This is a genomic window from Spirosoma sp. KCTC 42546, assembly GCF_006965485.1.
Taxonomy (GTDB): domain Bacteria; phylum Bacteroidota; class Bacteroidia; order Cytophagales; family Spirosomataceae; genus Spirosoma.
This window is the reverse complement of sequence record NZ_CP041360.1, coordinates 5,090,981-5,116,522: the sequence shown is the minus strand read 5'-3', so window position 1 is coordinate 5,116,522 and position 25,542 is coordinate 5,090,981. Positions and strand designations below refer to the sequence as shown.

Sequence of the window (25,542 nt, the reverse complement as noted above, 5' to 3'; positions counted from 1 at the left end):
CATGAAATTAATTCGCTCCTTTCTCTTTATTTACTTTATAAGCTTAGGCGTCTTATCCTTCGCAGCCAAGGTTGATTCGCTGGACATTCCCTCCGCGGCCATGCAAAAGAACCTGCGGGCGGGGATTATTCTGCCCAACTCCTACGCCAAAGGCAAAGCGGTATATCCGGTTTTGTATTTGCTGCATGGGGGCGGTGGAAAGTTCAGCGATTGGCTGACCAAAACGCCCGACAAGATGCTGTTGCAGAATCTATCGGATCAGTATAATCTGATTATTGTAACACCGGAAGGGGAGCCGCTAAGTGGCTATCTGGACAGTCCTATTCAGAAAGATAACCTCTTCGAGACTTACATTACGAAGGAAGTTATCGAGAAGATTGATAATACCTATCGGACCGTTCGCGACCGGAAAGGGCGGGTCATTACGGGCCTGAGTATGGGTGGGCATGGTGCCTTGTACTTGTCTACCCGCCATCCGGATCTCTACTGTGCGGCAGGCAGTATGAGCGGAGCCTTGGATTTAAGTGCAACACACTGGAAAATTACCCCTGAATTTGCCAAACAGATTGCACCCCAATTTGCCCGGATTCTGGGTCCAGTTGGCTCAACGCCCGATTTGTACGCCCTCAATTCGGTAGTGAACATGGCCGACAAGATGAAAGCCAATGGCTTACCGTTGATCATTGATTGTGGTGTCGACGATTTCCTGATTGAACCAAACCGCGAATTGCACCGGCGGCTGGTGTACAATCAAACCCCTCACGATTATACCGAGCATCCCGGCGGTCATACATGGGATTATTGGGAGAATTCGCTCCCCTTTCATGTCCTGTTTTTTCAAAAGATTTTGAAAAGCAATGGCGTTGTAGCACCTTAAGAGATAGAAAGGCAACCCGTTGTGAGCTTATAAAACTATAAATAACCGTCTTGAAACCCCTAAATCCCCTGAAGGGGATTTAAAAACCTTATTCTTGTGGTGTCTGTCACTTCTACCCGAAACCACAGCCGGTAATCCTCTATGAAACGAACCTTCCTCTTTGTCCTGGCCCTAATTTCCTTTTCTGCCTTTAGTCAATCAACGATTGTTAAAACGGAGAATGGCCCGATTGAGGGAACGGCCAACAAAACGGGCGATATCCGCATCTTTAAAGGCGTGCCGTTTGCGGCCCCTCCTGTTGGAAACCTGCGTTGGAAAGCCCCCCAGCCCGTTGCAAACTGGAGCGGAGTTCGGAAGTGCCAGGTATTTGGGCCAAGCCCGATGCAGGGGAAACCTACACCCTTTATGTACTGGTCGACGGAGTTTCTGATCCCTGAAGCCCCTATCAGCGAAGATTGTTTGTACCTGAATGTCTGGACAGGTGCCAAATCCGCTACCGAAAAACGACCCGTGATCGTCTTTATACCGGGTGGAGGCTTTCGGAGTGGGGGAGGGGCCTGCCCCATTTACGATGGAGAAGCAATGGCCAAAAAAGGAGTTGTCTTCGTCAATATCAACTACCGGCTCGGTGTTTTCGGTTTTATGGCGCACCCCGAATTATCGCAGGAGTCAGGTCATAATGCGTCAGGCAACTATGCATTGATGGATATGATCGCGGCCCTCCGCTGGGTTCAGAAAAACATAGCCGCGCTGGGTGGTGATCCTGCTAATGTTACCATTGCCGGACAGTCGGCAGGTGCCTTTGCGGTTAATTTCCTGACGGCTTCGCCACTGACCAAAGGGCTTTTTCAAAAGGCAATTGCCGAAAGTGGTGGAAGCTTCGTGGCTAGTCCTATTCGACCTAAGTTGACCTTACAGGGAGCCGAGCAACAGGGGGTTACGTTCGCTACATCGCTGGGCGCAACTTCTCTGAGCGAACTTCGGTCTAAATCGGCCGACGATATTCTGAAAGCGAATGGTGGCTTGAGTGCACCCATTACGGATGGCTACGTAGTACCCGAGTCGATAATGGACATCTATGCGAAAGGCCACCAGAATGATGTGCCGCTCATTGTGGGCTGGAATGCGGAGGATCGGGTGTCTGGGCCTCCCGCCAAAGCAGAGCCTTTTCGGGAGCAGGTGAAAAAACGATTTGCCGATAAAGCCGACGATTTTCTGGCCGTATACCCGGCAAAAACTGACCCGGAAGCAGCTCAGTCGCAAATCGCCAGCGGTCGGGATGAATCGTTTGGTATTCAGGATTATACATGGGCTAAAATGCAGACAAAAACAGGTAAAGCGCCGGTCTATATGTATAATTTTAATCGCAAACTACCTGCCGCAACACCCGAGACACAATTTGGGGCCTTTCACTCGGGCGAGATTGTGTACGCCTATAATAACCTGCATACACTCAATCGCCCCTGGGAACCCGTCGATCAATCACTAGCCGATGCAATGTCATCGTACTGGGTGAATTTCGCCAAAACGGGTAATCCCAATGGCAAGAATTTGCCTAAGTGGGTTGCCTATACGCCTGCCATCGAAAACGTCTTAATTCTGGATACAACCATCCAGAATCGCCTACTCCCAACGAAGCCCCAACTGGCTTTTTGGGAGACTTATTATGGGGTTGGGAAGTAAGTTGGGTTTATTGCCGCGTTAGCGACGGGATGTTGATAGGAGGTTTATTCCAAAAATCGACTTGGCCGCGTAGCGATCTAACTAAATTGATTAACCACAGAGACACAGAGAACACAGAGTTTAAAATTGTCGCTTTTATCTCTTTTTAAACACTGTGTTCTCTGTGTCTCTGTGGTTAATCAATATTTTTTATTAATTGTCTGAAAATGAGCCATAAATAAGAATGACTTAAACCTATGAGAAAGAAAAGTACTTATATCGGCCTATTAAGCTTGCTATCTGCATCTATGGCAATAGGCCAAAACTGGACCGAAACCAAATCCGGAAACTGGACGAAAGTTACTAATAAAGGTGGACAGACTTTGGGCTACGCCACCACTTCCGGTGTTAAACTGCTAACCGATAAAGGGTTTGCGTTTAAAGACCTGAATAAGAACGGCAAACTGGATAAGTACGAAGACTGGCGGCTATCGGCCGATGTGCGGGCCAAAGATTTAGCGTCGAAAATGTCCATCGACCAGATTGCCGGGTTGATGTTGTACAGTAAACACCAGCCCATTCCGGCAGCGGCTGGCGGGCCATTTGCAGGTACGTATAACGGGAAAATATTCGCCCAAAGTGGCGCTAAAGTGGCCGATCTATCAGACCAGCAGCGGGAGTTTCTGACTAAAGATAACCTGCGGCACGTCCTGATTACGTCGGTGCAAAGCCCCGAAGCAGCTGCCGAATGGAACAATAATGCCCAGGCATTGGTCGAGGGCTTAGGATTAGGTATTCCAGTTAACAGTAGTTCCGATCCGCGCCACGGTACGCGTGCAAATGCCGAATTTAACGCCGGGGCGGGGGGCACAATTTCCATGTGGCCCGGTTCGCTGGGGCTAGCGGCTACCTTCAAGCCTGAACTTGTGCAACGATTCGGCCAGATAGCCGCCACCGAATACCGCTCCTTGGGTATTGCTACAGCCCTATCTCCCCAGATCGATATAGCAACTGATCCGCGCTGGAACCGGGTGAGTGGTACGTTTGGTGAAGATCCGCAATTGGCTACAGATATGGCTCGGGCCTACGTAGATGGCTTTCAAACCTCAACCGGAGCCAATGAAATTACGGGTGGCTGGGGTTACCATAGCGTAAATGCGATGGTAAAGCACTGGCCGGGTGGTGGTTCGGGCGAAGGCGGGCGCGATGCACACTATGGCTATGGTAAATATGCCGTTTATCCGGGCAAGAATTTCCAGACGCATTTTCTGCCATTTCTGAACGGTGCTTTCAAACTAAGTGGTAAAACCGGCATGGCCTCGGCGGTGATGCCGTACTACACCATTTCGTTCGATCAGGATAAGAAATACGGCGAAAACGTAGGGAACAGCTATAACAAATACATCATCCACGACCTGCTACGTACCAAATACAAATACGACGGTGTCGTTTGCACCGACTGGCTCATTACAGCTGATGAAACGGCGGTCGATGTGTTTCTGACGGGTAAATCGTGGGGTGTTGAAAAGCTATCGGTTGCGCAACGTCATTACAAAATCCTGATGAATGGCGTCGATCAGTTTGGTGGCAACAATGAATCGGGACCTGTTATGGAAGCCTACAAAATGGGCGTTAAAGAGCACGGCGAAGCCTTCATGCGGGCTAGGTTTGAACAATCGGCCGTTCGATTGCTCAGGAATGTCTTCCGGGTTGGGCTGTTTGAAAACCCCTACTTAGATCCGCAGGTTTCGCAAAAATCGGTGGGAACGGCTGAGTTCATGAAGGCGGGTTATCAGGCGCAACTGGAATCGGTGGTGATGCTGAAAAACAAAACCAAAACCTTACCCTTGACTAAAGGCAAAACGGTTTATATTCCTAAGCAATTTACACCTGCCGGTCGTAATTTTCTGGGTATGGATATTCCCGAAAAACTCGAATATCCTGTTAGTCTGAACATCGTGAAGAAGTATTTCACCGTAACGGATAATCCTGCCGAAGCCGATTATGCGCTGGTGTTCATGCGAAGTCCGGATTCGGGCGGGGGATACAGCATTCCCGATGCCAAAGCGGGCGGAACAGGCTACGTTCCCGTTAGTCTGCAATACGGCGATTATACCGCTCAGGGTACCCGTGACCCAAGTATTGCGGGTGGCGATCCACTGGAGAAATTCACGAACCGGACCTATAACGGCAAAACCGCCAAGACGATCAACACGTCAGATCTGAGCATGGTCACCGAAACTTATGCTATGATGAAAGGCAAGCCCGTAATTGTTGCCTTACAGGTGTCGAACCCAACGGTTGTTAAAGAATTTGAAAGTCAATCGAACGCCATTCTGGCCCATTTTGGCGTACAGGATCAGGCGCTAATGGATATTCTGACGGGCGCACACGAACCGTCTGCGATGCTGCCCATGCAGTTTCCCGCCGATATGAAAACCGTAGAGGCCCAGGCCGAAGATGTTCCCCGTGATATGACTTCGTACCGCGATTCGGAAGGGCATGTCTATGATTTTGGCTTTGGTCTGAACTGGAAAGGCGTCATTCAGGATGCCCGAACTGCGAAGTATAAGAAAGCGGTTTTGAGCTTGAAATAAGTGCGTTCCCTCTCTTTTAAGTGCTGGTGCGTGCTGTCAGATTCCTAAATCTGACAGCGTGAGGTTTCTTAAAACCGAAAGTAAATAGGTTTTGAGAAACCTCACGCTGTCGGTTATTAGTAACCGACACCACAGAAAAGTCCCATTTCGATTTCGTAATCTACCTAATCAGGCTATACTACTATGCATACAACCCGGCGTCATTTTCTGGGGCAGCTAGGTGCTCTTGCTACACTGCCACTCTTGCCGACCCTAGATTCACTGGCGGCTCCTAAGCCTTTATTTTTCAGCATCTCCCTGGCTCAGTGGTCGCTGCATCGGGCGTTGTTCAAAAAGGAAACCACGACACTTGATTTCCCAATCCGAGCCCGCCGGGATTTCGGCATCACGGCGGTTGAATACGTCGATCAATTCGTGAAGAACGAACCGGCTTATCTACAGGAACTGCTCAAGCGGAGTAAGGACGAGGGCGTTACGAACCATCTACTGATGATCGATACCGCCGGGAATCTGGTGGATGCCGACGCGGCCAAACGGGCCGATGCCATTGCCCGACATTATGCCTGGGCGGAAGCCGCCAACTATTTAGGCTGCAAAACAATTCGGGTGAATCTGCAAAGCAAAGATTCGGCCGATGAAGTCCGTAAACGGGCTATCGAAAGCATGGGTCGACTGGCTGAAAAAGTTTCTCCGTTGGGTATCAATGTCGTTGCCGAAAACCACGGCGGCCACTCGTCGGATGGGAGTTGGATGGCCTCCGTAGCGAAAGCCGTTGGCAAACCAAACTGCGGCCTCTTACCCGACTTTGGCAACTTTTGTCAATCGCACGATTGGGGTAGTTCAGAAAAAAACTGTGAGAAGCTATACGACCGCTATAAAGGCGTGACCGAAATGTTGCCCTATGCCAAAGGTGGGGTAAGTGCCAAAAGTTACGGGTTCAACGCCCAGGGCCAGGAAACCAAGATCGACTACGACCGTATGCTCAAACTGGTGAAAGACTCAGGTTTCAAAGGCTATATTGGTGTTGAGTTCGAAGGCGAAGGAATGGCCGAGGAGGAAGGTATCCGCCGGACAAAGGCCCTGCTCGAATCGGTGGGGAGCAAATTAGTGTAAGCCATACCCTACATGACCAAAATTTATTATTTCCTTGCTGTTGCGTTTAGTCTTCTCGCTGGCACGGCATCGGCCCAAACACCTAAGCAGGATAAACTTCTGTTTGGCGTAGCGTATTATGATGAGTACATGCCCTACGAGCGTTTGGAGAAGGACATCCAGATGATGAAAGAGGCCGGTATCAATGTCGTTCGAATTGCCGAATCAACCTGGAGCACAGTGGAGCCGCAGGATGGCGTGTTCGATTATTCGCACATCGACCGTGTACTGAACGCGATGCACAAGGCAGGTATCCAGGTGATCATTGGAACGCCTACCTATGCCGTGCCGACCTGGTTGGTCAAAAAATACCCGGATGTGTTGGCAGTTACGCCACAGGGACCTAATCGGTACGGTGCTCGCCAGAATATGGATATTACCAATACACACTTCCGGTTTCATGCCGAACGCGTGATTCGGAAGATGCTGGAACACGTCAAATCGCATCCGGCTATTATTGGGTATCAGGTCGATAATGAAACGAAGCACTACAATACGACAGGAGATAACGTTCAGCAGGCTTTTGTTCAGTACATGAAGGAAAAGTACAAAACACTGGACGCTATCAACAAGGCGTATGGGCTGGATTACTGGAGCAATCGAATCAATAACTGGGACGATTTTCCATCGACAGTCGGTACGATCAACGCCAGTTTGAGTTCGGAGTTCTCGACGTTTCAGCGAAAGCTGGTCACCGATTATCTAGCCTGGCAGACTGCGCTTGTACGGGAATACAAACGTCCGGATCAATTTATTACGCAGAATTTTGACCTCGATTGGCGGGGCTATTCGTATGGTATTCAGGCCGATGTTGATCATTTCGCGGCAGCTAAGGCAATGGATGTTGCCGGAATCGACATTTACCATCCAACGCAGGATAAGCTCACCGGGATCGAAATTTCATTAGGTGGCGACCTAGCCCGTTCTATGAAAGTCGATGCGTCGAACCGTGGCAAAAATTACCTGGTTCTCGAAACCGAAGCGCAGGGCTTTCCGCAATGGGTTCCTTATCCGGGACAGCTTCGTTTACAGGCGTTCAGCCATCTGGCGTCGGGTGCTAACATGCTGGAATACTGGCACTGGCATTCCATTCATAACTCTGCCGAAACATACTGGAAAGGACTGTTGAGCCACGATTTTGAACCGAATCCTACCTACGACGAAGCCAAAACCATTGGGCGTGATTTCGAGAAGCTCAGTTCGAAACTGGTTAACCTCAAAAAGACAAACTCAGTAGCGATGCTGTTCAGCAACGAAGCGTTAACGGCCTTCAATGCCTTTAGTTTTGGCTGGGGTGCCCGAGAAAAGTACAACGATGTGCTGCGGCCCATGTATGACGCGCTGTATCAGATGAACGTCGGCGTTGATTTCGTCGATCCAACCAGCACGAATCTGGAAAGCTACAAAGTGCTGATCGTTCCGGCTCTTTATGCGGCTTCGGATGCGTTGCTGAATCGCCTGAACAACTTTGTGAAAAACGGCGGGCACATTGTTTACACCTTTAAAAGTGGTTTCTCCGACGAAAATGTAAAAGTTCGGTCAACGCGCCAGCCGGGTATTATCAATGAAGCCTGCGGGATTTATTATAGTCAATTCACAATTCCAGTGCAGGTTTCGTTGAAGGGCGATCCTTATAAAGTAGGCAACGAGCAAAATAGCGTCAAGACCTGGATGGAACTGATCACACCCACCACAGCCAGCGTGTTGGCCTACTACGATCATCCGGTTTGGGGTAAATACGCAGCCATCACCGAAAATAAGTACGGGAAGGGGGTAGCAACTTATATGGGCTGTATCACCAGCGATGCGATCCTGAAAAAAGTACTGGAAGATGCGGTGAAAAAAGCGGGCGTATGGGGTACCGATCAGCAACTGGCTTTCCCGCTCATTACCAAATCCGGGGTCAATCAGCAGGGCAAACAAATTCACTACTACTTTAATTATTCGGCTGCTCCGGCTTCATTAACCTACCCGTACAAGGCGGGTAAAGAGTTGCTTTCTAACGGAGCAATCGCGCCAAATGCGGTATTACCGCTGGAGCCCTGGGGTGTGAAGATCGTGGAGGAGAATTAAGCTGATCCTGTTGTAACGGCTAGGTTTTTTGTCATTCCGACGAAAGGAGGAATCTCAAACTTGACTATCAAGAGACTTGAGATTCCTCCTTTCGTCGGAATGACAAAAAATAAATCAACTTACGCGTTCATATTCCACAAAATCGAAAGCCACTGCATGGCGCTCATCGGCTGAGTGCGGTCGTCGACTCACTTCCTGCCACTCGCTCTTGTCGAATTCTGGGAAGTACGTATCGCCTTCGAAAGCCTGGTGGATTTCGGTTAGGTAAAGCGTTGTGGCAATGGGAAGGGCCATGGCGTAGATTTCGGCTCCGCCAATGACGAAAATTTCATCGGTGGCCCGATCGGCTTTTCGCGCTTTGTCAATCGCATCGTCAAGCGTATGCACGACCCTTACACCCTGAGCAGTAAAGTTGGGGTTTCGGGTAATTATGATGTTGGTTCGGTTAGGCAAGGGTTTCCCAAGCGCTTCCAGTGACTTGCGGCCCATGATTATGGGATGGTGACTGGTCTTGCGTTTGAAAAAAGCAAAGTCGTCGGGCAAGTGCCAGGGCATATCGTTGTTGAGGCCAATAACGCCATTGTCAGCAACGGCAGAGATAAGACTGATTTTCATGTTTTTTAAACGCAAAGGCGCAAAGGACAACGCAAAGGTCGCAAAGATTATAGTTATACTTAGCGCTCTTTGCGCATCCTTTGCGCCTTTGCGTTTAGATTTACTTAACGTTTCCCCGTCGTTCTGTCAACTCTTTCCAGGTCGTGACGATGATGCCTTCCTTTTCGATGAAGGCTTTCAGAGCGGGGTCCATCATGGCCAGCATATCGCCTTTACGCGTCTGCCCCGAACCGCTAATCTGGTCGAAGGTAGGTGTAGGCGAGGTGCAGTGCATGATAATGTAGGTGAGGCCCGGCTTTGCCGAGTTGATCAGCTCAATAAATTTCTGGGTTTTGTACTTCTGAATGTTAGCATCGGTAACAGGCGTTCCGGTGGGTAACGTCCAGCCATAACTAGTGCCGTCCAGATCGTCTAAAACGGGCAGCCCTGCATCCCAAAGCTGTTTGCCTACCTGCTGAGCCAGTTTCTGCATGGGCTCTGGTACATTATTGACCTTAAAGATCAGGGACGCGTGACCTGCTGGAAACAGAACCGGAATTTTCTCATCCATCGCCACCTTGGCATAGCTCATGACAAACTTAGGATCGAACAGGGTTCCCATATGCGAATCCATATGCGTTGGCTGCATACCAAACGCCCGATACCGAGCCAGTTGCGCCCTGATTTCGGCCTCCACTTCATTAGCCGATGCGTGCTGTACGACCTGCGCTACCGAATGCCAGAAAGCACCTTGTTCGTCGCACAAACCCGGTGCATTTTTGCAGCCTATCAGGGGTGTCCACCGGTAGTTATCCCACTCAGAGGTCAGCGTTAAGTGAACCCCTGAATCGGTATTGGGGTGTTTTTTTAGGTAGTCGAAAAATTGCGGTACCCATCCACAAGGCATCATAACACTCGTTGAGTTGGCAATGCCTTTGTCGATGGCGTTGATCGTTCCTACGTTCGATTCGTAGCTCATCCCCGCATCATCGACGTGGAGAATAACGACTTTTTTGCCTTTCGGAAAGCCAAGTTTCTCCGCGTAGGTTTTGGTCTGGGCGTTAACGGACAAGTTGGTAAGCGTGGTGAGTAACAGGTAGGTAAGAATTCGTTTCATGAATGGTTGGGGTTTTAGGGTAATATGATTTTAGAGAGCCGTAGCTAGTTTGGTACAGGCCACAATTTTCCCTGTTGATAAAGCTGAAAACTCTGCCTGATGTAGACCTGCTGACTAGCAGGAAACTGCGCTGCGACAAAGGTTTCAAAATCATCAAATAAAGCATTAGCCACACGAGAATATGCTTTATCCGCCTGCCGATTTATAGCTGCCTCTTCATAGACATCCTGCATGGCATAGCGGTAAGTTTCTTCATCAATTTCCCGCTTAAGGTATTTTAAAAGATGCTTTTTAAGTTTCTCCAATATATCATCAGTCATGTTTTTACGGTTCTTGATGAGTTCATCTCGTTCTAAGAAGTACAATTCAATTGATTTTGCACCATTCTTTGTTTTTGCCTGAACGGTTCCATTTGGGAGGAAAATTAAATGCTTGTCAGGGTCATCTAATTCAGGATTTAACAATAACGGGCGTTCATCACGTAAAATTTCTCTGTCGGCTCGGCAACATTCCTGAGTAGGAAGATCATTTTTGCCTAGCGCAGGTTTCGAAACCCGACTAGCTTCATCTTGAATTGGGAAGTGATCCCACTTTCTTCTATTACATTTTTCACAGCTCAAGACCAGATTACTCCATTCGTATGCCAGCCAATAATATCCATCATGAATTGGAACGTCTAGCACCCTGCCTTTGGGCCGGTAATGATCTACCCGTAACGAAGCGCCTGCCGATTCATGTGTTTCACAATAGCCGCATTTGTACTTGTATATTTTACGTAAAGTGCCAATTGTGCCGTCACGGTAGTGATGACTGCTAAAGTTGTGTTGGGCTTTTTCTGCAAGTGCTTTCTGCTGCTGCGCTTGGCACGACTCACTGACAAGTCCCGCAGGAGGATCGTCAAAATCTTTATATACGCGAATCATGCTGCCTATTCCTGAAGAAGAGCGGGATATTGAGAAGGGTCGTTATCGAGTTCGCGAAGTTGCTTGTCTATTGCGTCGTTGGCTACTACTTCGTCATAGGTGTCTTCTGTTCTCAACTTTCCTACATCTTCATTCGTAATTGGCCGGATCGTGTCCATGTCGAAAATGGGTGAGGTCAGAATAGAGTTGGGCAGTAAGTTGGCTATATCAATGTCTATTCGCTCAACCGTAATGCCCTTCGCTTTAGAACGGTCTAATTTTAGGAAAACAGAGTTCTTTGGTGCACCAAGGATGGGAATTACACTATGCGTGGCCGCAATAAACTGGATATTAGGAAAAACCTTCGACAACAATGTAGGCAACTGATACTGCCATTTCGGATGCAGGTGATTTTCTAGTTCATCTATTAACACAATACCAGCCAGGTCACCCAATTGCTTAACGTGAGGTTGCTTGCGGATAAATCGAATTAACAAATCGCCAATCAGGCCGATAATACTCCGAAAACCAGCTGCCAATTGATTGAATGGAACAGGATCAAACGTAGTTGTTTCATCCTGTTCAGCCCGCTCTACATACAGCACTTCATAGTCGTCCTGCTTATTCTTCTGTACAATGATGTCGGCTAAATGCGGAATTACTTCTTTAAATAGGCCTTTAACCTGTTCTAAGCGTTCATTCTTCTCCAAATGCCATTCAATAAGCTTACTTTCAATGTTAAGTAGTATGCCATCAGGATTGAATAAGCCATAGGTCGTAGTGCTTTTCTCCGCGACTTCGTTCTGGCTCATTTTTGACTGAATCTGTAAGCGAGAAGGGCCATAGCAGGCTAAATATTCAAGTGGTTGAAAACCTAACGCCCACAAGTTGTTAATTATATTCTGACCTATACTTTTATATTCAACAGCTATTTTTGACTCTATATCATTAGCAATAATCTGGTCGTCTTCTTTACTTCCCAATAATCCAATAGACACAGCTCTTAAAAACGTAGTTTTACCGTAACCATTATTTCCAGATATAAACAGCCAAGGCGTATCGATCGGAATATTTTGTATTTGACAAGAGCTAATTCCTTCAAAATCTCTAATAATTAAAGATTTTAAACTGTATGGTAAGGCGTTTTGATAATTCAAAAATACATCTTTTGTCTCTCTGTCTATGAGAATCGACTTTTCAGCAAGTTTTTCAAACCTTACTGAATGTTCATAGTAGAAACTAAATAGATCTTGTGCTTTCTGAATAGTTTCTGAATCGTTACTATCTTCAATTAAATGATACTCAAATGTTGCCTCCCCATTATTATCATCTATTTTGTAATGGAATGATTTAAGGTGGTTTTCTACAAAATCTATGTATTCCCCTGCCTTTCGTGAAATGTGTCCAAACTTGTCATCGTTTGTGTCTCTAATTGCTAATCGCACGAGATCAAACTTCAGCTTCTCTATGCCAGAGAATGTTAAATTTAAGCTATGCTTGTATAAATATGCTCCACTTGCATCTTTATTCTGGACAGTAACATTTATACCTTCTGGATTATTAGACTGTTGAATAGCGACTTCTAAGTTTTCTTTCCATTTCTTGATTACTCCTATTTCAACTCCCAACTGCTCTGCAATTTCTTTTAAAATTACCCCCTGATTGTGTAGACGGATAAAGGCGTTTTCGGCTTTGAGCAGTTCTTCAGGTGTCATGGCTTCGTTCATAGAGCAGTCAATTTACAACAATCCCAATTCACAATTTATTCCCTCGTAAAAACTCCTCGGCAGTCATACGTCGTTTGCCTTCGGCCTGGAGGGTGTTGAGTTGTAGCCATCCGTCGGTCGCCCGAACCAGAATCGTTTTCTTATTATCTGTATAGGCTTCTCCCGGTTCAGCCGCAAACGGGGATTCGTTGGCTAGCGAGACATCGTAGAGTTTGAATACTTTTCCGTTGATCAACGTCCAGGCCGAGGGGTAGGGCGATAGGCCGCGTACAAAATTACGAATGGCGTGGGCAGGTTGATTCCAGTTGATTTCCGTTGTTTCCCGGCTGAGTTTCGGTGCTGGTTTCAGATCATTGGCAACGGGCTGTGGCGTGCGGGGATACTCACCATCTTCGATGGCGTGCACGGTTTTTAGCACCAGATTGGCCCCACGCTCCATCAATCGGTCATGCACCGTTCCGGCGTTATCGTCGGGGTAAATCGGCTCGTAATCCTGAAAAATCATCTGCCCTGTGTCGATTTCTTTTTCGATAAAAAAGGTCGTGACACCGGTTTCAGTTTCACCGTTAATAATGGCCCAGTTGATCGGAGCTGCCCCTCGGTATTGCGGTAACAAGGAGCCATGTAAATTAAACGTGCCTATGGTTGGCATAGCCCAGACTACCTCAGGCAGCATGCGGAAAGCAACCACTACCTGCAGATCGGCCTGATAACTGGCGAGTTGTTCCAGAAATGCCGGATCGCGGAGTTTTTCGGGTTGAAGAACGGGTAAATTGGCTGCTTCTGCCGCTTTCTTAACCGGTGAGGGCGTCAACTGTAATCCGCGTCCTGACGGACGGTCGGGAGCGGTAACGACTGCAACAACCTGGCAACCCGCGCCCAGCAGCCGATGTAAGCTGGCAACGGCGAAATCGGGCGTACCCATGAATACAATGCGAAGAGGAGTAGGCATGAATCAGTAAATCAGTTTTTACGAAGCGAATGGGCTATGTGTTGATATAGCCGTGAAGTATTTTTACTTTTGTATCACAGTTACGTTGGTTAGAACGCGCTGCGTCAGAATGTGACCGGCCAGAAAATGGCTTAGCCTATGCGACGAACAATTTTTTATAATCCTGAACCGTTTGCTTCGGAAACCCGACGGCACCCCTGACGCGTCTGCAAAGAAAACCAATTTGGTTGCAGAACGGTCGGTGTACCGTTCTTTTTGTTTTTAGGGAGCACACCAAACCAATGTGAATAACGAGTACGTATTATTATATTATGGCAAAGATTTCATATTACACAGAAGAAGGGCTCAACCGGCTAAAAGCCGAATTGGTTGAGTTAAAAACGAAAGGCCGGACAGCAATTGCCCGTCAAATTGCCGAAGCGCGCGATAAGGGAGATCTCAGCGAAAACGCGGAGTACGATGCGGCAAAAGATGCTCAGGGTTTACATGAACTGAAAATATCGAAACTTGAAGAAGTTCTCTCTAACGCTCGGGTTCTTGATGAATCAACGATTGACGTATCGCAAGTTTCGGTGCTGTCGAAAGTGAAGATTAAAAACAAGAAAAACGGTGCCGAAATGACCTATATGCTGGTTTCTGAAGAAGAAGCTGACCTGAAATCGGGTCGGATATCTGTAGGTTCTCCCATCGGGAAAGGGCTGTTAGGCAAACATGTGGGTGATGTTGCCGAGATCAAAGTCCCCGCCGGTGTACTGGAATTTGAAGTAATTGATATAGCCCGGTAAATTAATGGATAATGCAAAATGGATAATGGGACGGCTGCTATCCTACATTATTCATTATCCATTTTACATTATTTATTCATTATGCCTTCCATTTTCTCTCGCATCGTTGCTGGTGAGATTCCGGCGCACAAAATTGCCGAAACGGACAATTACCTTGCTTTTCTGGATGTGATGCCAACGGCCACAGGCCATACGCTGGTCATTCCTAAAAAAGAGGTCGATTATATCTTTGACCTGGATGATGAGCTGTATATCGGGCTGATGGCGTTTGCTAAAAAGATTGCCCCGGCTATCGAGAAAGCCATTCCCTGTATACGCATCGGAGTCGCCGTTGTTGGATTGGAGGTGCCACATGCACATGTCCATTTAATCCCACTCAACTCCATGGCGGATATGAATTTTCACAATAAACTAAAACCGACTCAGGCTGAACTGGCTGAGACGGCTGAGAAGATACGAGCGTTTTTATAAGCAGGTAGTTTTGCTACTTCCTAAGCCACTGCAACACGACTAAATTTCGTGTTGCAGTGGCTTTTTCATTTAGTGGCTCCTACCAGAAGAAGTACCGACGCAATGCCAATCAGAATGACCCAGGGCAGCCAGAACCGACGACTATCCCTTTTTCGCTCATCGACCGTCATATCTCGTCGTCGTTTGGGTGTTTTCTGAACGGCTTTGCTGACGTAGTAAAAGGAACCTGCCAGACCTCCCAAACCTAGATAAAAAGCCAATAATGCCAGAAATCCGTTGCCTGCACAGGCGATATTGCACGCTAAGCCGGTGACAACATAGGCGACAGCTATACCTAGTATACCCAATACGATGTAGAGCCCACGTGGACTCTTCGGTGTGTCGGAAGGAGTAGCCTTAATTTCCGGCTGAGTTGACCGGCGGACAGAATCTACTGGTGACAGCGAATCACCAGCTACGACAATACGTCGACCACCGAAGACGCTTGCCGTTGACTGTTGTGTCTGTACGCGTTGATTCCAGATCCCACCCAATAATCCAAACAGTAGGAAGTTACTCAGAAAGGCGACGAACAGCCACCGTCGGCCAAGCCAATAATGGGTTGCTGATGGTAGCTGCCTTGCAGAAAGCTGTACGTAAATTGCCAGGCCGATCAGGACCAGCATACATACATAGAGATAAATCAACGGGAATTCCCCTACTAGTGTAGCACCTAGTAAAACGCCGTTAACACCATTCGCTAGTTCGCCGAGTATAATTAGAAAAATAGCAAGGGATACATGACGACTGGCCCAATAAGAAAGAGTTTTCATAAACGCTGCCGAACGAATGAATAAGTAGTTAATTCATCTAAAATGTAAAAATTAGATGATTTGATAGGATATAGTAAACAAACAGTTCCTGCCAACTTATGTTTGACAGGAACTGTTTGTTTCGTGGACTACCAGAAAAGAGTGGGCTACTAGTAGCCCAGAGAGAAGCTAGGAGAACGCTTTTGTCAGGGTTTTTTCTACGCCAGCTGTTAGCATATCGTTTAGGTATTGGGCTACCGCTTCAACAAAGCCGGGCAATACCGACAGATCTGTTTGCCAGATTGTAACGTCGGAGAGTACGCTTTTTACAAAAGGCTGTACAGTTGACGGGACTCCTTTTTTGACGGTCTTCCAGTCGCCATAGAAATAACCAGCCTTATCATCGCGAATGGGGTAGGTGAGGATGCCACCGTTAACCGCAATCTCTCCAAAAAACTGCCCTTTTTCTTCCCGAACTGCTTTCATGAACAGCAAATAAGCCGCAAAGCCCAGTGCAATGTGTTTGGGCACGGCATTGAACTGCTCAAAATAGCGCTGAATGGTTGCTACATTGCGGGACTGCATTTTTGCGGTTTCCTGAAGCGAAATATTTAACAGCAAGTGGTCGAGGTTGGGGTTACGGAAACGATCGAGTACATCGTTGGCAAACTGTGCAACCGCTGCTTTATCCATACCCGGAATATCATAATCCGGTACGGTCGGTACAATCTCGGTAAGCATCAGCGATTCGATGAACTTGCTCATAGCGGGATGGCTCATTTCGTCGGCAACGGTTTCCAGGCCAAGCAGATAACCTAACGGCATTGTCAGGGAGTGCGTACCATTAAGCACCCGCAACTTACGCTCCCGGTAAAAATTGATGTCTTCGTCGATAATGATCTGTGGGGTGCTGGCATCCGCGAAACTCAACGTTTCCCGCACACGATCGTCGCCCTCAATGGCCCAGAGGTGATAGGGCTCAGTAAAGGTTAATAGCTCATCTTCGTAGCCAGCCTCCTGTTGTAATGCTTCCTGAGCTTCTTTAGTAGGGCGGGTTACAATCCGGTCAACCAGTGAGTTACAGAACCGAACGTGGAACTTGAGCCATTTGGTGAACAATTTTCCCAGCTCGTTGAATTGGGCCATTTTTTCGACCGCATCGCGGAGTTTCAGGCCGTTATCCGTGACAAGTTCGGTTGGGATAACTACCAGCCCTTTGGCTCGTGAGCCACCAACGCTCCGAAAACGTTCGTACAGAAAGGCCGTTAATTTAGCCGGAAACGACTGCGGAGGATGCTGAAAAATGCTTTCCTCTACATAATCCAGACCTACTTCGGTGGTATTTGAGATGATGATCTGCAGTTTTGGATTCCGGGCCAGCATCAGAATTTCTTTCCATTGCGTTTGTGCCGCCAGTACTCGGCTAATGGCCGAAACAATTGTGGTTTCGGAAACAGGTTGCCCTTGCTGAAGTCCACGAACTGCCACGGTGTACAGGTTATCCTGATCCGAAAATTCATTGGTTTGGCTATCCGTCGATTTGACGACGACAATAGACCCCCCAAATCGCCCTTCCGCATTCGCTTTCTGAACCAGGTAGTCGGGCAATCCGCGGAGGAGAACGCCAGTACCAAATTGAAGAATTTTTTCGGGAAAAACGGGTGCGGGGTGTGTCGAACGGGTTAATTTAGCCATGATTGGATGGGTGGCAATCTGCTTTGCAGTCATCAGTTGGATAATCGTTACTGTTATCTGAAATGGAAATTTATGGCTGGATTCTTCATAATTCAGCAATAATACGAACTACTTTGCGAATCAGGCGCTTTTTAGAATCTATTGATTCGTTGAATTCTTTAGAGTCTATTGAGCGGTAATAGACTCTAAAGAATCAAAATTGGCTCACTTACTTACCGTTTCAGTTTTCCCGAACTGTCGCCATTGGCCAGCGTGTTTACTTCGGCAACGGTAGCCAGGTTTACATCGCCCGGAATGGTATGTTTTAAGGCCGAGGCTGCCGCGCCAAACTCCACAGCCCGCTGCAAGTCGTTGAACGTTAGCAACCCATAAATTAAGCCCGCCATATAGGCATCGCCTGTACCAATTCGGTCGGTAATCGGCTGAATATCATAGACTCTTGACTTATACACATCCTGCCCATCGAATAACTTAGCCCCCAGCCGATTGTGGGATGCACTAACAGAGGTCCGTTTGGTATCCGTTATGTACCGAACGTTTGGAAAGCGCTTCATCAGCGCACGCCCTGATTCCTGAAACGTGCTTCCAACAACGCCGTAAAGCTCAGAAAACAACCCTTTGCTGCCCAGTACCAGCGTACAGCCTTCGGTAAGGGCAGGCATGATCTCCTGCGGACTTCGGCCGTACTGCCACAAATTACTTCGATAAACGATGTCGCTCGAAACAGGAACACCGAGCCGATTGGCCGTTTGAATACCTGCCAGCAAACAGTCGGCAGCGCCTTGTGAGAGGGCAGGGGTGATGCCTGTCCAGTGAAACCAGTCGGCCCCCTGTAAAATGGATTCCCAGTCAATGTCATCCGGTTTTATTCGTGAAAAAGCGGAATCGACCCGGTCATAAATGATCTGGCTGGCCCGGCTTCCGGCTCCTGTTTCCAGGAAATAGAGCCCGAGTCGCCCATCGCCGTATTGGATGTGTTGGGTACTAACAGCATACTTACGAAGATAACCAGCGGCCGACCGACCAAGGGCATGATCTGGAAAACGAGTAACATGGAAGGACTGTAAGCCAAACTGCGCCAGGGAGACGGCCACATTCGCTTCGGTACCTCCAAAGTGCATCATCAGGTTGTCTGTCTGAGCAAACCGCCCAACACCCGGCGGACTAAGCCGGAGCATAACTTCGCCAAAAGTGATAATTTTCATTCGATTGAACTTGAAACGGATTAATTAGGAGCGGGTCCCCATCAGCCAGTGACCACTTTTTTCTAATTCTTCGGCCTTGACGGGCTCTAATTTCGGCAATACTAAATGAATAATAGCTAATGCAATTAGATACGAACAGCTTGCAATAATAAACATTGGCCTGTACCCGAAAGCGGTGATGATCCGGCCTGCCAATAAGGACAATAAAATACCGCCTACCGACCCAAACATACCGCCGATTCCGCTAACAGACGCGACTACATTTTTCGGAAAAAGGTCTGACGCAAACGTGTACATATTGGCGGCCCAGCCCTGGTGAGCCGCGGTTGCCAGGGAAATCAGCGCAATGGCAACCGTCAGACTACTGGTTTGGGCCGCAAAGAAGATAGGAACAACACAGAGTGCACAGATTAGCATGGTTGTTTTACGTGCGCGGTTAGCCGACCAACCCCGCTTCATAAACTGCGTACTGAGCCAGCCGAAAAAGATACTGCCGGCATCAGACACGACATAAATAATCAGGAAAGGAACACCAAAACTTTTAAGATCGAGTTTCTGGTCGAGGGCGTCGTTGGAGTTGAAAAAATCGGGTAGCCACGACATGTAGAACCACCAGATCGGGTCGGCCATTAATTTCCCGACAGCAAAAGCCCAGGTTTGTTTATACCCCAATAACTGCCCCCAGGATACCGTCCGGGGTGCTACTTTCTCGTTGTCGCTACGAATATAGGCCAGTTCTTCTGCGGTAAGTTTGGTGCTCCGTTCGGGTTTACTGTAGGTGAACCACCATAAAATGAGCAGGCCAAAGCCCAGAAGACCGGTTACGAGGAACGAACTGCGCCAGCCAAATTGCAAAATTAAATAGGGTACAGAAATGGCGGTGAGAATGATACCCACGTTTGTGCCGGCATTGAATAGGCCATGCGCAAATGAACGTTCGTTTTTAGGAAACCAGTCGGCAACGGTTTTAACCGAGGAGGGGAAGTTGGCCGATTCGCCCAGACCGAGAAATGCACGCGCCCATCGAAGCCCGGTCATATTGTTGACAAACGCGGTCAGAACAGCGGCAATACTCCAGATAATAATACCCAGTGAGAATCCCCTTCGAGTGCCAATGCGGTCAATGAGCCAGCCAACCAGCAGAAAACCAATGGCATAGGCAAATTTAAAGGCAGCATCCACATCGCCATACAATACCTTAAACCGGTCGGTGGCTTCTTTGGTAAGAACTGTATTAGGCGCTACATCGAGCATCTCTTTTCGGAATAAATCGTCGGTCATCGTAAACGATAACACCTGCCGATCTACATAATTTATCGTCGTTGCCAGAAATAGTAAGGCAACAATCCGCCATCGAAAACGGCCCGAAGTAGTTGGCGTTTGCAAAACAAGTTTACGTGTTTAGGGAGAAAAGCAGCAAAGAACGCTTTTTTTTCTAAACACTCAGTTGGTAAATGAGTCAGTATCTGTTGACTGGCCGAATTGCGCGGGTTAAGGCTCGGTTTGCTGGGAGGGGAGTTCTGCTGAATTGCCTGATGGCTATGGCATAACCGTAAAAATAAAAGCAAAAGCCGGGAGAAATGACCCGGCTTTTGCTTTTGCCAGCATGACTACACTTTCGCCCGCTCCTACATTTTTATCTGACGATTTTCTATTGCAAACCGAAACGGCCCGTCGACTCTACCACGACTATGCCCGAAAAATGCCCATTATCGACTACCATTGTCACCTGCCACCCGATCAGATTGCGGCCGACAAACGGTTTGACACCATCACGCAACTCTGGCTCTATGGCGATCATTACAAATGGCGGGCTATGCGCACGCATGGCATCGACGAACGCTATTGCACGGGTAATGCAAGTGACTGGGAGAAATTTGAAAAATGGGCGGAAACCGTTCCGTATACACTTCGAAACCCGTTGTATCACTGGACACATCTGGAATTGAAAAGCCCGTTTGGGATAACCGACGTTTTAAATCCCACGACCGCCCGGTCGGTGTACGATACCTGTAACGACCAATTGCCGGATTTGTCGGCCCGAAGCCTACTTCGGTATTTCAATGTTCGGGTGGTGTGTACAACTGATGATCCACTGGATTCACTGGAACACCACAAGCAGCTGGTGCAGGAGGGCTTCAATGTGAAGATTCTGCCCGCTTTTCGCCCCGATAAAGCGATGGCTGCCGATGATCCTATCGTGTTTCGGGGATACGTGCAGAAACTAGCCGAGTTGACCAATCGCGAGATTCACACACTGGCCAGCTACCTCGACGCCCTGAAATCGCGTCATGATTATTTCGCTGGAATGGGCTGTCGCCTGTCCGATCATGGCCTGGAGGTGATCTATGCCGAACCCTACACCGAAGGTGAGGTACAACGGATATTCGATCAACTGAATAGGGGAGTTGCCATTTTGCCAATTGACGTTCTGAAATTCAAATCCTTCATGCTGGTTCAGTTTGCTGAGTGGGATCACGAAAAGGGCTGGACACAACAGTTTCACCTGGGTGCTCTGCGAAACAATAACCTCCGCCGACTCCGTGAGCTTGGCCCTGATACGGGTTGGGATAGTATCGGCGATTTTCCGCAAGCAGCCTCGTTGTCACGTTTTCTGGGTGGCCTGGACGACCGGAATCAACTGGCTAAAACGATTCTTTATAACCTCAATCCGGCAGATAATGAAGTGATAGCCACCATGATCGGGAACTTCAACGATGGGTCGATACGAGGTAAAGTGCAGTTTGGCTCAGGCTGGTGGTTTCTGGATCAGAAAGATGGGATGGAGAAACAGATCAACGCCCTCTCCAACATGGGTCTCCTGAGTGCATTTGTGGGTATGTTGACCGATTCGCGCAGTTTCGTGTCATTTCCCCGTCACGAATATTTCCGGCGGATTTTGTGCAATATATTCGGTAACGAAATCGAAAACGGTGAATTACCTAACGACGTTGCCTGGGTTGGTGAGATCGTTCAGGATATCTGTTATCGCAACGCCGAACGCTATTTTGGCTTTTAACTTCGATCTGTGACGCATACGTTTATTGACACAAGTGGCCCATCTGCCGGTTCGCCCCCCGTTCGACTTCATGTCGTTCAGGCAGGGCCGATAGATGGGCCACTTATTATTTTGCTACATGGGTTCCCGGAATTCTGGTATGGCTGGCGGAAACAGATTGATGCCTTAGCAGAAGCCGGTTTCCGGGTCTGGGCGCCCGATCAGCGGGGCTATAACATCAGTGATAAACCAACTGGGATAGCTGCCTATAGCCTTGATTCATTGGTGGCAGATGTTATTGGACTAATCGATGCCGCAGGTCGGCACAACGCTATACTTGTGGGTCACGACTGGGGCGCGGCTGTTGCCTGGTGGACGGCGGTTTCTTTCCCGGAACGCGTAGAGCGGTTGGTTGTTCTGAATGTCCCGCACCCGATTGTGATGAAGCGGTACGCCAGTCGGAACATAGGGCAAATGCTGCGTAGCTGGTATATCGGTTTCTTTCAGTTGCCCTGGCTGCCGGAAGCCGTCGTTCGCCTGGGCAATTGGGCTTTCCTGACCCAAACACTACGACGTAGCAGCCGACGGGGAATATTTAGTGATACTGATCTAAAACACTATACAGCAGCCTGGTCGCAGCCAGGTGCTGCGAAGGCCATGATCAACTGGTATCGGGCTTCCCTTCAAAAACCACCTGCCCGACAACCAACTATACGGGTTACTGTACCGACCTTATTAATCTGGGGCGTCCGGGATCAATTCCTAAAGCGGGAGATGGCGCAACTCAGCATTGATCTTTGCGACAACGGACGCGTCGAATTTATCGAAAATGCCACTCATTGGGTGCAACACGAGGAAGCTAAACGGGTGAATGAGTTGATAATGGGGAAGAAGGAGGAAAGGGAGGAAGGAGGAGAGGGACAAAAGGGAGGAGAGGAATAAGGAGGTCGGCTTTTGCATAATCCTATCTTCCCCCTCCTCCTTCTTTCCTTTCCTCCCTTCTCCCTCTATTGCTTATACACCTTCCCGTCTTTCATGACAAATTTGACGGCTTGCAGCGTTTTGATATTCTGAATCGGGTTTTCGTCTACGGCGATAATGTCGGCAAACTTACCGGCTTCAACCGATCCGATTTGCGCATCCATACCCAGCAGTTTTGCGTTGGTCATCAAGGCTGCTTTAATGGCTTCTACTGGTGGCATTCCTGCTTCAACCATGTATTCAAATTCTTTGGCGTTGAAGCCGTGAATGTAAACACCCGCATCGGTGCCAAAGGCAATTTTTACCCCTGCTTTGTAGGCTTTGGCAAATGTGGCCTGAATTTTTGGGCCGATGGCCAACGCTTTCGGAGTTACCAGAGCAGGGTAGTAACCGAAATGCCGGGCCGAATCAGCCGCGGTTTTACCGGCAATGATTGTTGGAACATAATACGTACCATGCTTTTTGAACAGATCAATCGCTTCATCATCCATCAGCGTGCCATGTTCGATGGTCTGTACACCAGCACGAATAGCGCGTTTCATTCCTTCGGCACCATGGGCGTGGGCAGCTACCGCAAAACCGTAATCTTTGGCCGCATCAACAACCGCTTTTACTTCTTCTTCCGTAAACTGTGGTCCCGAGCCATCTTTGGCGTTGCTTAGTACACCACCCGTTGCGGTAATTTTGATCAGGTCAGACCCATCCTTGTAGCGCTGCCGAACCGCCTTTCGAGCATCTTCAGGACCATTGATAACGCCCTCCGTTGGGCCGGGATCGCCCATCAGGTCTTTGCGGTAACCGTTGGTTGGATCGGCGTGACCGCCCGTTGTGGCAATGGATTTACCTACAGTAAGTACACGCGGCCCTTCTACCAGTCCAGCATTGATGGCGTTGCGAAGTGATACATTTACGCCTGATCCACCCAGGTCTCGAACGGTTGTGAAGCCTGCTAATAATGTAGTTTTAGCGTAGCCTGCCGCCCGATAGGCAACATCTGCTGGGTTGCTTGTAAAGCCGTCAATGGCACCACCCCGACGCGTCTGGCTTTCCAAATGAACGTGCATATCGATCAGTCCAGGCAGAACGGTTTTTGATTTCATGTCCAGCACCCGATCCTGCCCGGCAGGTGCTGTGTATCCTTTTTGTACGGCAGTAATCTTGTTGCCTTCAACAACGACCGTCATTTGGGGTTGAAGGCTATTGCCAACACCATCGAAGAGATTGCCGCAATGAATGAGTGTGCGCTGGGCAAAGAGAGGAGAGGCCAGCAAGGACAAGCTTGCCAGCAGGTATAGTTTTTTCATAAATGAAGTTGGTTGGGTACAAAAAAGGCTGTAACCATCGGTTACAGCCCTCAAAATACGAAAAGACGTTGAAGAACCCTTATATTTTTGTTACCTGGACAACCGCTGCCTGGGGTTGGCCCTGGGTCGATGTGGTCGGATAGGGATAAACGTCGCGGAGAATTACCTTATAGGTCTGGTTGCTCAGGGTAACATTCGTTGAGTCCTGGCGCTTTGTCGAGTCTGGATTAAGGCTTGCTCCAATGACCAGATTAACTTTCGTGGAATCTGTTTCTTTCACTAGCAGCATCTTTACTTTTGCTTGCCCAGCCCAGACGCAGGTAGCACCCGTTGGGCAGCGGCTATCCTGAATAGAATCGACCCGAACAACTACATCCGAAGCTAGTCGGGCTGATTGGTGTAAGCCAACCGAGACCAGATCAGACGGTTGCGTATCGGACGATTTACAGGCTGAAAAGAGAAGAGTTCCAACGATGAGAAAACCAGAAAGCCGTTTCATTGAGTCTAACATAGTACTTGCAATTTGTTTCCTACAAGGATACTACTGTCAGAAAAATGGTTGGAACCGCTTCCTTATTTTTTCACAATGACGCCATCCGCAACAAAGGTCAGCGCTTTTTCAGGCTCGGTAATTTTGGCGATTTCTTCTTTCGACTTGCCCGCATCCTCGGCGTAGTGACGTAAATCGGCTACAGGGGTGGTGGTGGTTTCGGCGGTGCCTTCTACGACAACAGTTTTACCGACAATGTCTTTTGGAACAAAGAAACCGTAGTCTTTAAACGTAACGCGCATGGTTTGCCCATCGCCGGTTTTGACTTTCATCCAGCAACCTTTTACCTTACAGACCGACTCAACGGTGCCTTCTACTTTGGCTGGCATTTCAGTTTTGTCGGCCATTTTAGTAGCTAACTGAATTGCGGGAATCGCCCCTTTTTCGGTAATTTTTTTGCCGTGGAAACTAACTTCATTCTGGGCAAATACACCCGTTGACGCGGCAAGCAACAAACTTAAAAACAGAAGATGTTTCATTGGTTTTCAGAAGATTGGTGAAATTGATTGTGTTTGGGTTGAGAAGCATTCGTAGACAAAAGTAGTAATTTCTGCCGTGAGGGCGCTTTAAAAACACAACTATGACAATTCAACAACACCTATCTGCCAACTGTCAGGCATTTATTGACCTGGCAGATAGTCTCTCCGAAGAGCAATTTCACACGCATGTTAATGAAAAGTGGTCGGTGGCTGAGGTAATGCAACACCTTTACTTATCAGCCCGACCTGTAGCCCGACTGATGTCGGGCCCGCGTGAGGTACTTTTGCCTTGGGGCAAAGCCGATTGGCCCTCAAGAACCTATACCGAACTAGCGTCGGCCTATTCAGAAATACTGGGGACAGGCGCTAAAGCTCCTGTTGCTATGTCGCCCCGGCTGGAGGATATGCAGGTTGAGAAAAGTGTACTAGTGGAACGTTTTACCGGGATTTATCAGGCGTTAGTGGAGGCAATTACTACCTGGTCAGAGCAGGAGTTAGCCACCTATTGTATACCCCACCCCGTACTTGGCAAGCTAACGGTTCAGGAAATGCTAATTTTTACCGACATACATACGCAACACCACTTGAGGCTATTACCTGAAGTATAAAAAAAGGCCCGCAGATCATTTC

22 protein-coding genes are annotated in these 25,542 nt (G+C 48.3%); 10 read left to right on the top strand and 12 right to left on the bottom strand.

The window, feature by feature from the left end:
- Position 1 precedes the first annotated feature (1 nt).
- The 5 genes from EXU85_RS21085 to EXU85_RS21065 all read left to right on the top strand — a co-directional run bounded on the left by EXU85_RS21085 (position 2) and on the right by EXU85_RS21065 (position 8,361).
- Entirely contained in the window at positions 2 to 877 is an 876-nt protein-coding gene (locus tag EXU85_RS21085) for an alpha/beta hydrolase family protein (RefSeq protein WP_142773990.1), read from the top strand.
- A 141-nt stretch (positions 878 to 1,018) separates the two neighbouring features.
- Positions 1,019 to 2,560: a carboxylesterase/lipase family protein gene (locus EXU85_RS21080; RefSeq protein ID WP_142773989.1), complete on the top strand. Its 1,542-nt coding sequence runs from the start codon at positions 1,019 to 1,021 to the stop codon at positions 2,558 to 2,560.
- Positions 2,561 to 2,796: 236 nt separating this feature from the next.
- Positions 2,797 to 5,136 (top strand): glycoside hydrolase family 3 N-terminal domain-containing protein, encoded by a 2,340-nt coding sequence (locus EXU85_RS21075; RefSeq protein WP_142773988.1) that lies wholly within the window; start codon positions 2,797 to 2,799, stop codon positions 5,134 to 5,136.
- Positions 5,137 to 5,319: 183 nt separating this feature from the next.
- Positions 5,320 to 6,249 carry a sugar phosphate isomerase/epimerase gene (locus EXU85_RS21070; protein ID WP_142773987.1) on the top strand — a complete coding sequence of 310 codons (930 nt, stop codon included), beginning with the start codon at positions 5,320 to 5,322 and terminating at the stop codon, positions 6,247 to 6,249.
- A gap of 12 nt (positions 6,250 to 6,261) precedes the next feature.
- Complete coding sequence (locus EXU85_RS21065; RefSeq protein ID WP_210422393.1) at positions 6,262 to 8,361, top strand: beta-galactosidase; 2,100 nt, start codon at positions 6,262 to 6,264, stop codon at positions 8,359 to 8,361.
- 114 nt (positions 8,362 to 8,475) lie between these two features.
- Here the strand turns inward: EXU85_RS21065 and EXU85_RS21060 are convergent, their stop codons facing one another.
- From EXU85_RS21060 to fmt, 5 genes are all read right to left on the bottom strand, one after another.
- Positions 8,476 to 8,976: a dihydrofolate reductase gene (locus tag EXU85_RS21060; protein WP_142773986.1), complete on the bottom strand. Its 501-nt coding sequence runs from the start codon at positions 8,974 to 8,976 to the stop codon at positions 8,476 to 8,478.
- 100 nt (positions 8,977 to 9,076) lie between these two features.
- Entirely contained in the window at positions 9,077 to 10,072 is a 996-nt protein-coding gene (locus tag EXU85_RS21055) for a polysaccharide deacetylase family protein (protein ID WP_142773985.1), read from the bottom strand.
- A 44-nt stretch (positions 10,073 to 10,116) separates the two neighbouring features.
- On the bottom strand, positions 10,117 to 10,995 hold the full coding sequence (locus EXU85_RS21050) for an HNH endonuclease (RefSeq protein WP_142773984.1): 879 nt from the start codon (positions 10,993 to 10,995) through the stop codon (positions 10,117 to 10,119).
- Positions 10,996 to 11,000: 5 nt separating this feature from the next.
- Entirely contained in the window at positions 11,001 to 12,701 is a 1,701-nt protein-coding gene (locus EXU85_RS21045) for an AAA family ATPase (protein ID WP_142773983.1), read from the bottom strand.
- 28 nt (positions 12,702 to 12,729) lie between these two features.
- Positions 12,730 to 13,653, bottom strand: coding sequence for a methionyl-tRNA formyltransferase (gene fmt, locus EXU85_RS21040; protein ID WP_246859177.1), 924 nt, complete (start codon positions 13,651 to 13,653; stop codon positions 12,730 to 12,732).
- A gap of 311 nt (positions 13,654 to 13,964) precedes the next feature.
- Between fmt and greA the strand changes: the two genes are divergently transcribed.
- A complete protein-coding gene (gene greA / locus EXU85_RS21035) occupies positions 13,965 to 14,438 on the top strand; it encodes a transcription elongation factor GreA (protein ID WP_142773981.1) in 474 nt (157 codons plus the stop codon).
- Between the two features lie 81 nt (positions 14,439 to 14,519).
- On the top strand, positions 14,520 to 14,909 hold the full coding sequence (locus tag EXU85_RS21030; protein ID WP_142773980.1) for an HIT family protein: 390 nt from the start codon (positions 14,520 to 14,522) through the stop codon (positions 14,907 to 14,909).
- Between the two features lie 65 nt (positions 14,910 to 14,974).
- Here the strand turns inward: EXU85_RS21030 and EXU85_RS21025 are convergent, their stop codons facing one another.
- The 4 genes from EXU85_RS21025 to EXU85_RS21010 all read right to left on the bottom strand — a co-directional run bounded on the left by EXU85_RS21025 (position 14,975) and on the right by EXU85_RS21010 (position 19,986).
- On the bottom strand, positions 14,975 to 15,721 hold the full coding sequence (locus EXU85_RS21025) for a hypothetical protein (RefSeq protein WP_142773979.1): 747 nt from the start codon (positions 15,719 to 15,721) through the stop codon (positions 14,975 to 14,977).
- A 168-nt stretch (positions 15,722 to 15,889) separates the two neighbouring features.
- Positions 15,890 to 17,428 carry a tagaturonate reductase gene (locus EXU85_RS21020; protein WP_246859176.1) on the bottom strand — a complete coding sequence of 513 codons (1,539 nt, stop codon included), beginning with the start codon at positions 17,426 to 17,428 and terminating at the stop codon, positions 15,890 to 15,892.
- A 179-nt stretch (positions 17,429 to 17,607) separates the two neighbouring features.
- On the bottom strand, positions 17,608 to 18,600 hold the full coding sequence (locus tag EXU85_RS21015; RefSeq protein WP_142773978.1) for a sugar kinase: 993 nt from the start codon (positions 18,598 to 18,600) through the stop codon (positions 17,608 to 17,610).
- 24 nt (positions 18,601 to 18,624) lie between these two features.
- Complete coding sequence (locus tag EXU85_RS21010; RefSeq protein WP_142773977.1) at positions 18,625 to 19,986, bottom strand: MFS transporter; 1,362 nt, start codon at positions 19,984 to 19,986, stop codon at positions 18,625 to 18,627.
- A 220-nt stretch (positions 19,987 to 20,206) separates the two neighbouring features.
- Between EXU85_RS21010 and uxaC the strand changes: the two genes are divergently transcribed.
- Both uxaC and EXU85_RS21000 read left to right on the top strand, forming a co-directional pair.
- A complete protein-coding gene (gene uxaC, locus EXU85_RS21005) occupies positions 20,207 to 21,619 on the top strand; it encodes a glucuronate isomerase (RefSeq protein ID WP_142773976.1) in 1,413 nt (470 codons plus the stop codon).
- A 9-nt stretch (positions 21,620 to 21,628) separates the two neighbouring features.
- Positions 21,629 to 22,540 carry an alpha/beta fold hydrolase gene (locus EXU85_RS21000; RefSeq protein ID WP_142773975.1) on the top strand — a complete coding sequence of 304 codons (912 nt, stop codon included), beginning with the start codon at positions 21,629 to 21,631 and terminating at the stop codon, positions 22,538 to 22,540.
- 65 nt (positions 22,541 to 22,605) lie between these two features.
- Here EXU85_RS21000 and EXU85_RS20995 read toward each other — a convergent pair whose 3' ends face one another.
- From EXU85_RS20995 to EXU85_RS20985, 3 genes are all read right to left on the bottom strand, one after another.
- Positions 22,606 to 23,883, bottom strand: a complete 1,278-nt coding sequence (locus EXU85_RS20995) for an amidohydrolase family protein (protein WP_142773974.1) — start codon at positions 23,881 to 23,883, stop codon at positions 22,606 to 22,608.
- A 79-nt stretch (positions 23,884 to 23,962) separates the two neighbouring features.
- Positions 23,963 to 24,382 carry a hypothetical protein gene (locus EXU85_RS20990; RefSeq protein WP_246859175.1) on the bottom strand — a complete coding sequence of 140 codons (420 nt, stop codon included), beginning with the start codon at positions 24,380 to 24,382 and terminating at the stop codon, positions 23,963 to 23,965.
- Between the two features lie 74 nt (positions 24,383 to 24,456).
- On the bottom strand, positions 24,457 to 24,912 hold the full coding sequence (locus tag EXU85_RS20985; RefSeq protein ID WP_142773972.1) for a DUF4920 domain-containing protein: 456 nt from the start codon (positions 24,910 to 24,912) through the stop codon (positions 24,457 to 24,459).
- Positions 24,913 to 25,013: 101 nt separating this feature from the next.
- Between EXU85_RS20985 and EXU85_RS20980 the strand changes: the two genes are divergently transcribed.
- Positions 25,014 to 25,520: a DinB family protein gene (locus tag EXU85_RS20980; RefSeq protein ID WP_142773971.1), complete on the top strand. Its 507-nt coding sequence runs from the start codon at positions 25,014 to 25,016 to the stop codon at positions 25,518 to 25,520.
- The last annotated feature ends 22 nt before the right edge of the window (positions 25,521 to 25,542 follow it).

What these genes read in the sequence shown, in the direction of transcription:
- EXU85_RS21085 (WP_142773990.1), top strand. Translation starts at nt 2, where the DNA reads ATGAAATTAATTCGCTCCTTTCTCTTTATTTACTTTATAAGCTTAGGC.
- EXU85_RS21080 (WP_142773989.1), top strand. Translation starts at nt 1,019, where the DNA reads ATGAAACGAACCTTCCTCTTTGTCCTGGCCCTAATTTCCTTTTCTGCC.
- EXU85_RS21075 (WP_142773988.1), top strand. Translation starts at nt 2,797, where the DNA reads ATGAGAAAGAAAAGTACTTATATCGGCCTATTAAGCTTGCTATCTGCA.
- EXU85_RS21070 (WP_142773987.1), top strand. Translation starts at nt 5,320, where the DNA reads ATGCATACAACCCGGCGTCATTTTCTGGGGCAGCTAGGTGCTCTTGCT.
- EXU85_RS21065 (WP_210422393.1), top strand. Translation starts at nt 6,262, where the DNA reads ATGACCAAAATTTATTATTTCCTTGCTGTTGCGTTTAGTCTTCTCGCT.
- EXU85_RS21060 (WP_142773986.1), bottom strand. Translation starts at nt 8,976, where the DNA reads ATGAAAATCAGTCTTATCTCTGCCGTTGCTGACAATGGCGTTATTGGC.
- EXU85_RS21055 (WP_142773985.1), bottom strand. Translation starts at nt 10,072, where the DNA reads ATGAAACGAATTCTTACCTACCTGTTACTCACCACGCTTACCAACTTG.
- EXU85_RS21050 (WP_142773984.1), bottom strand. Translation starts at nt 10,995, where the DNA reads ATGATTCGCGTATATAAAGATTTTGACGATCCTCCTGCGGGACTTGTC.
- EXU85_RS21045 (WP_142773983.1), bottom strand. Translation starts at nt 12,701, where the DNA reads ATGAACGAAGCCATGACACCTGAAGAACTGCTCAAAGCCGAAAACGCC.
- fmt (WP_246859177.1), bottom strand. Translation starts at nt 13,653, where the DNA reads ATGCCTACTCCTCTTCGCATTGTATTCATGGGTACGCCCGATTTCGCC.
- greA (WP_142773981.1), top strand. Translation starts at nt 13,965, where the DNA reads ATGGCAAAGATTTCATATTACACAGAAGAAGGGCTCAACCGGCTAAAA.
- EXU85_RS21030 (WP_142773980.1), top strand. Translation starts at nt 14,520, where the DNA reads ATGCCTTCCATTTTCTCTCGCATCGTTGCTGGTGAGATTCCGGCGCAC.
- EXU85_RS21025 (WP_142773979.1), bottom strand. Translation starts at nt 15,721, where the DNA reads ATGAAAACTCTTTCTTATTGGGCCAGTCGTCATGTATCCCTTGCTATT.
- EXU85_RS21020 (WP_246859176.1), bottom strand. Translation starts at nt 17,428, where the DNA reads ATGACTGCAAAGCAGATTGCCACCCATCCAATCATGGCTAAATTAACC.
- EXU85_RS21015 (WP_142773978.1), bottom strand. Translation starts at nt 18,600, where the DNA reads ATGAAAATTATCACTTTTGGCGAAGTTATGCTCCGGCTTAGTCCGCCG.
- uxaC (WP_142773976.1), top strand. Translation starts at nt 20,207, where the DNA reads ATGACTACACTTTCGCCCGCTCCTACATTTTTATCTGACGATTTTCTA.
- EXU85_RS20995 (WP_142773974.1), bottom strand. Translation starts at nt 23,883, where the DNA reads ATGAAAAAACTATACCTGCTGGCAAGCTTGTCCTTGCTGGCCTCTCCT.
- EXU85_RS20990 (WP_246859175.1), bottom strand. Translation starts at nt 24,382, where the DNA reads ATGAAACGGCTTTCTGGTTTTCTCATCGTTGGAACTCTTCTCTTTTCA.
- EXU85_RS20985 (WP_142773972.1), bottom strand. Translation starts at nt 24,912, where the DNA reads ATGAAACATCTTCTGTTTTTAAGTTTGTTGCTTGCCGCGTCAACGGGT.
- EXU85_RS20980 (WP_142773971.1), top strand. Translation starts at nt 25,014, where the DNA reads ATGACAATTCAACAACACCTATCTGCCAACTGTCAGGCATTTATTGAC.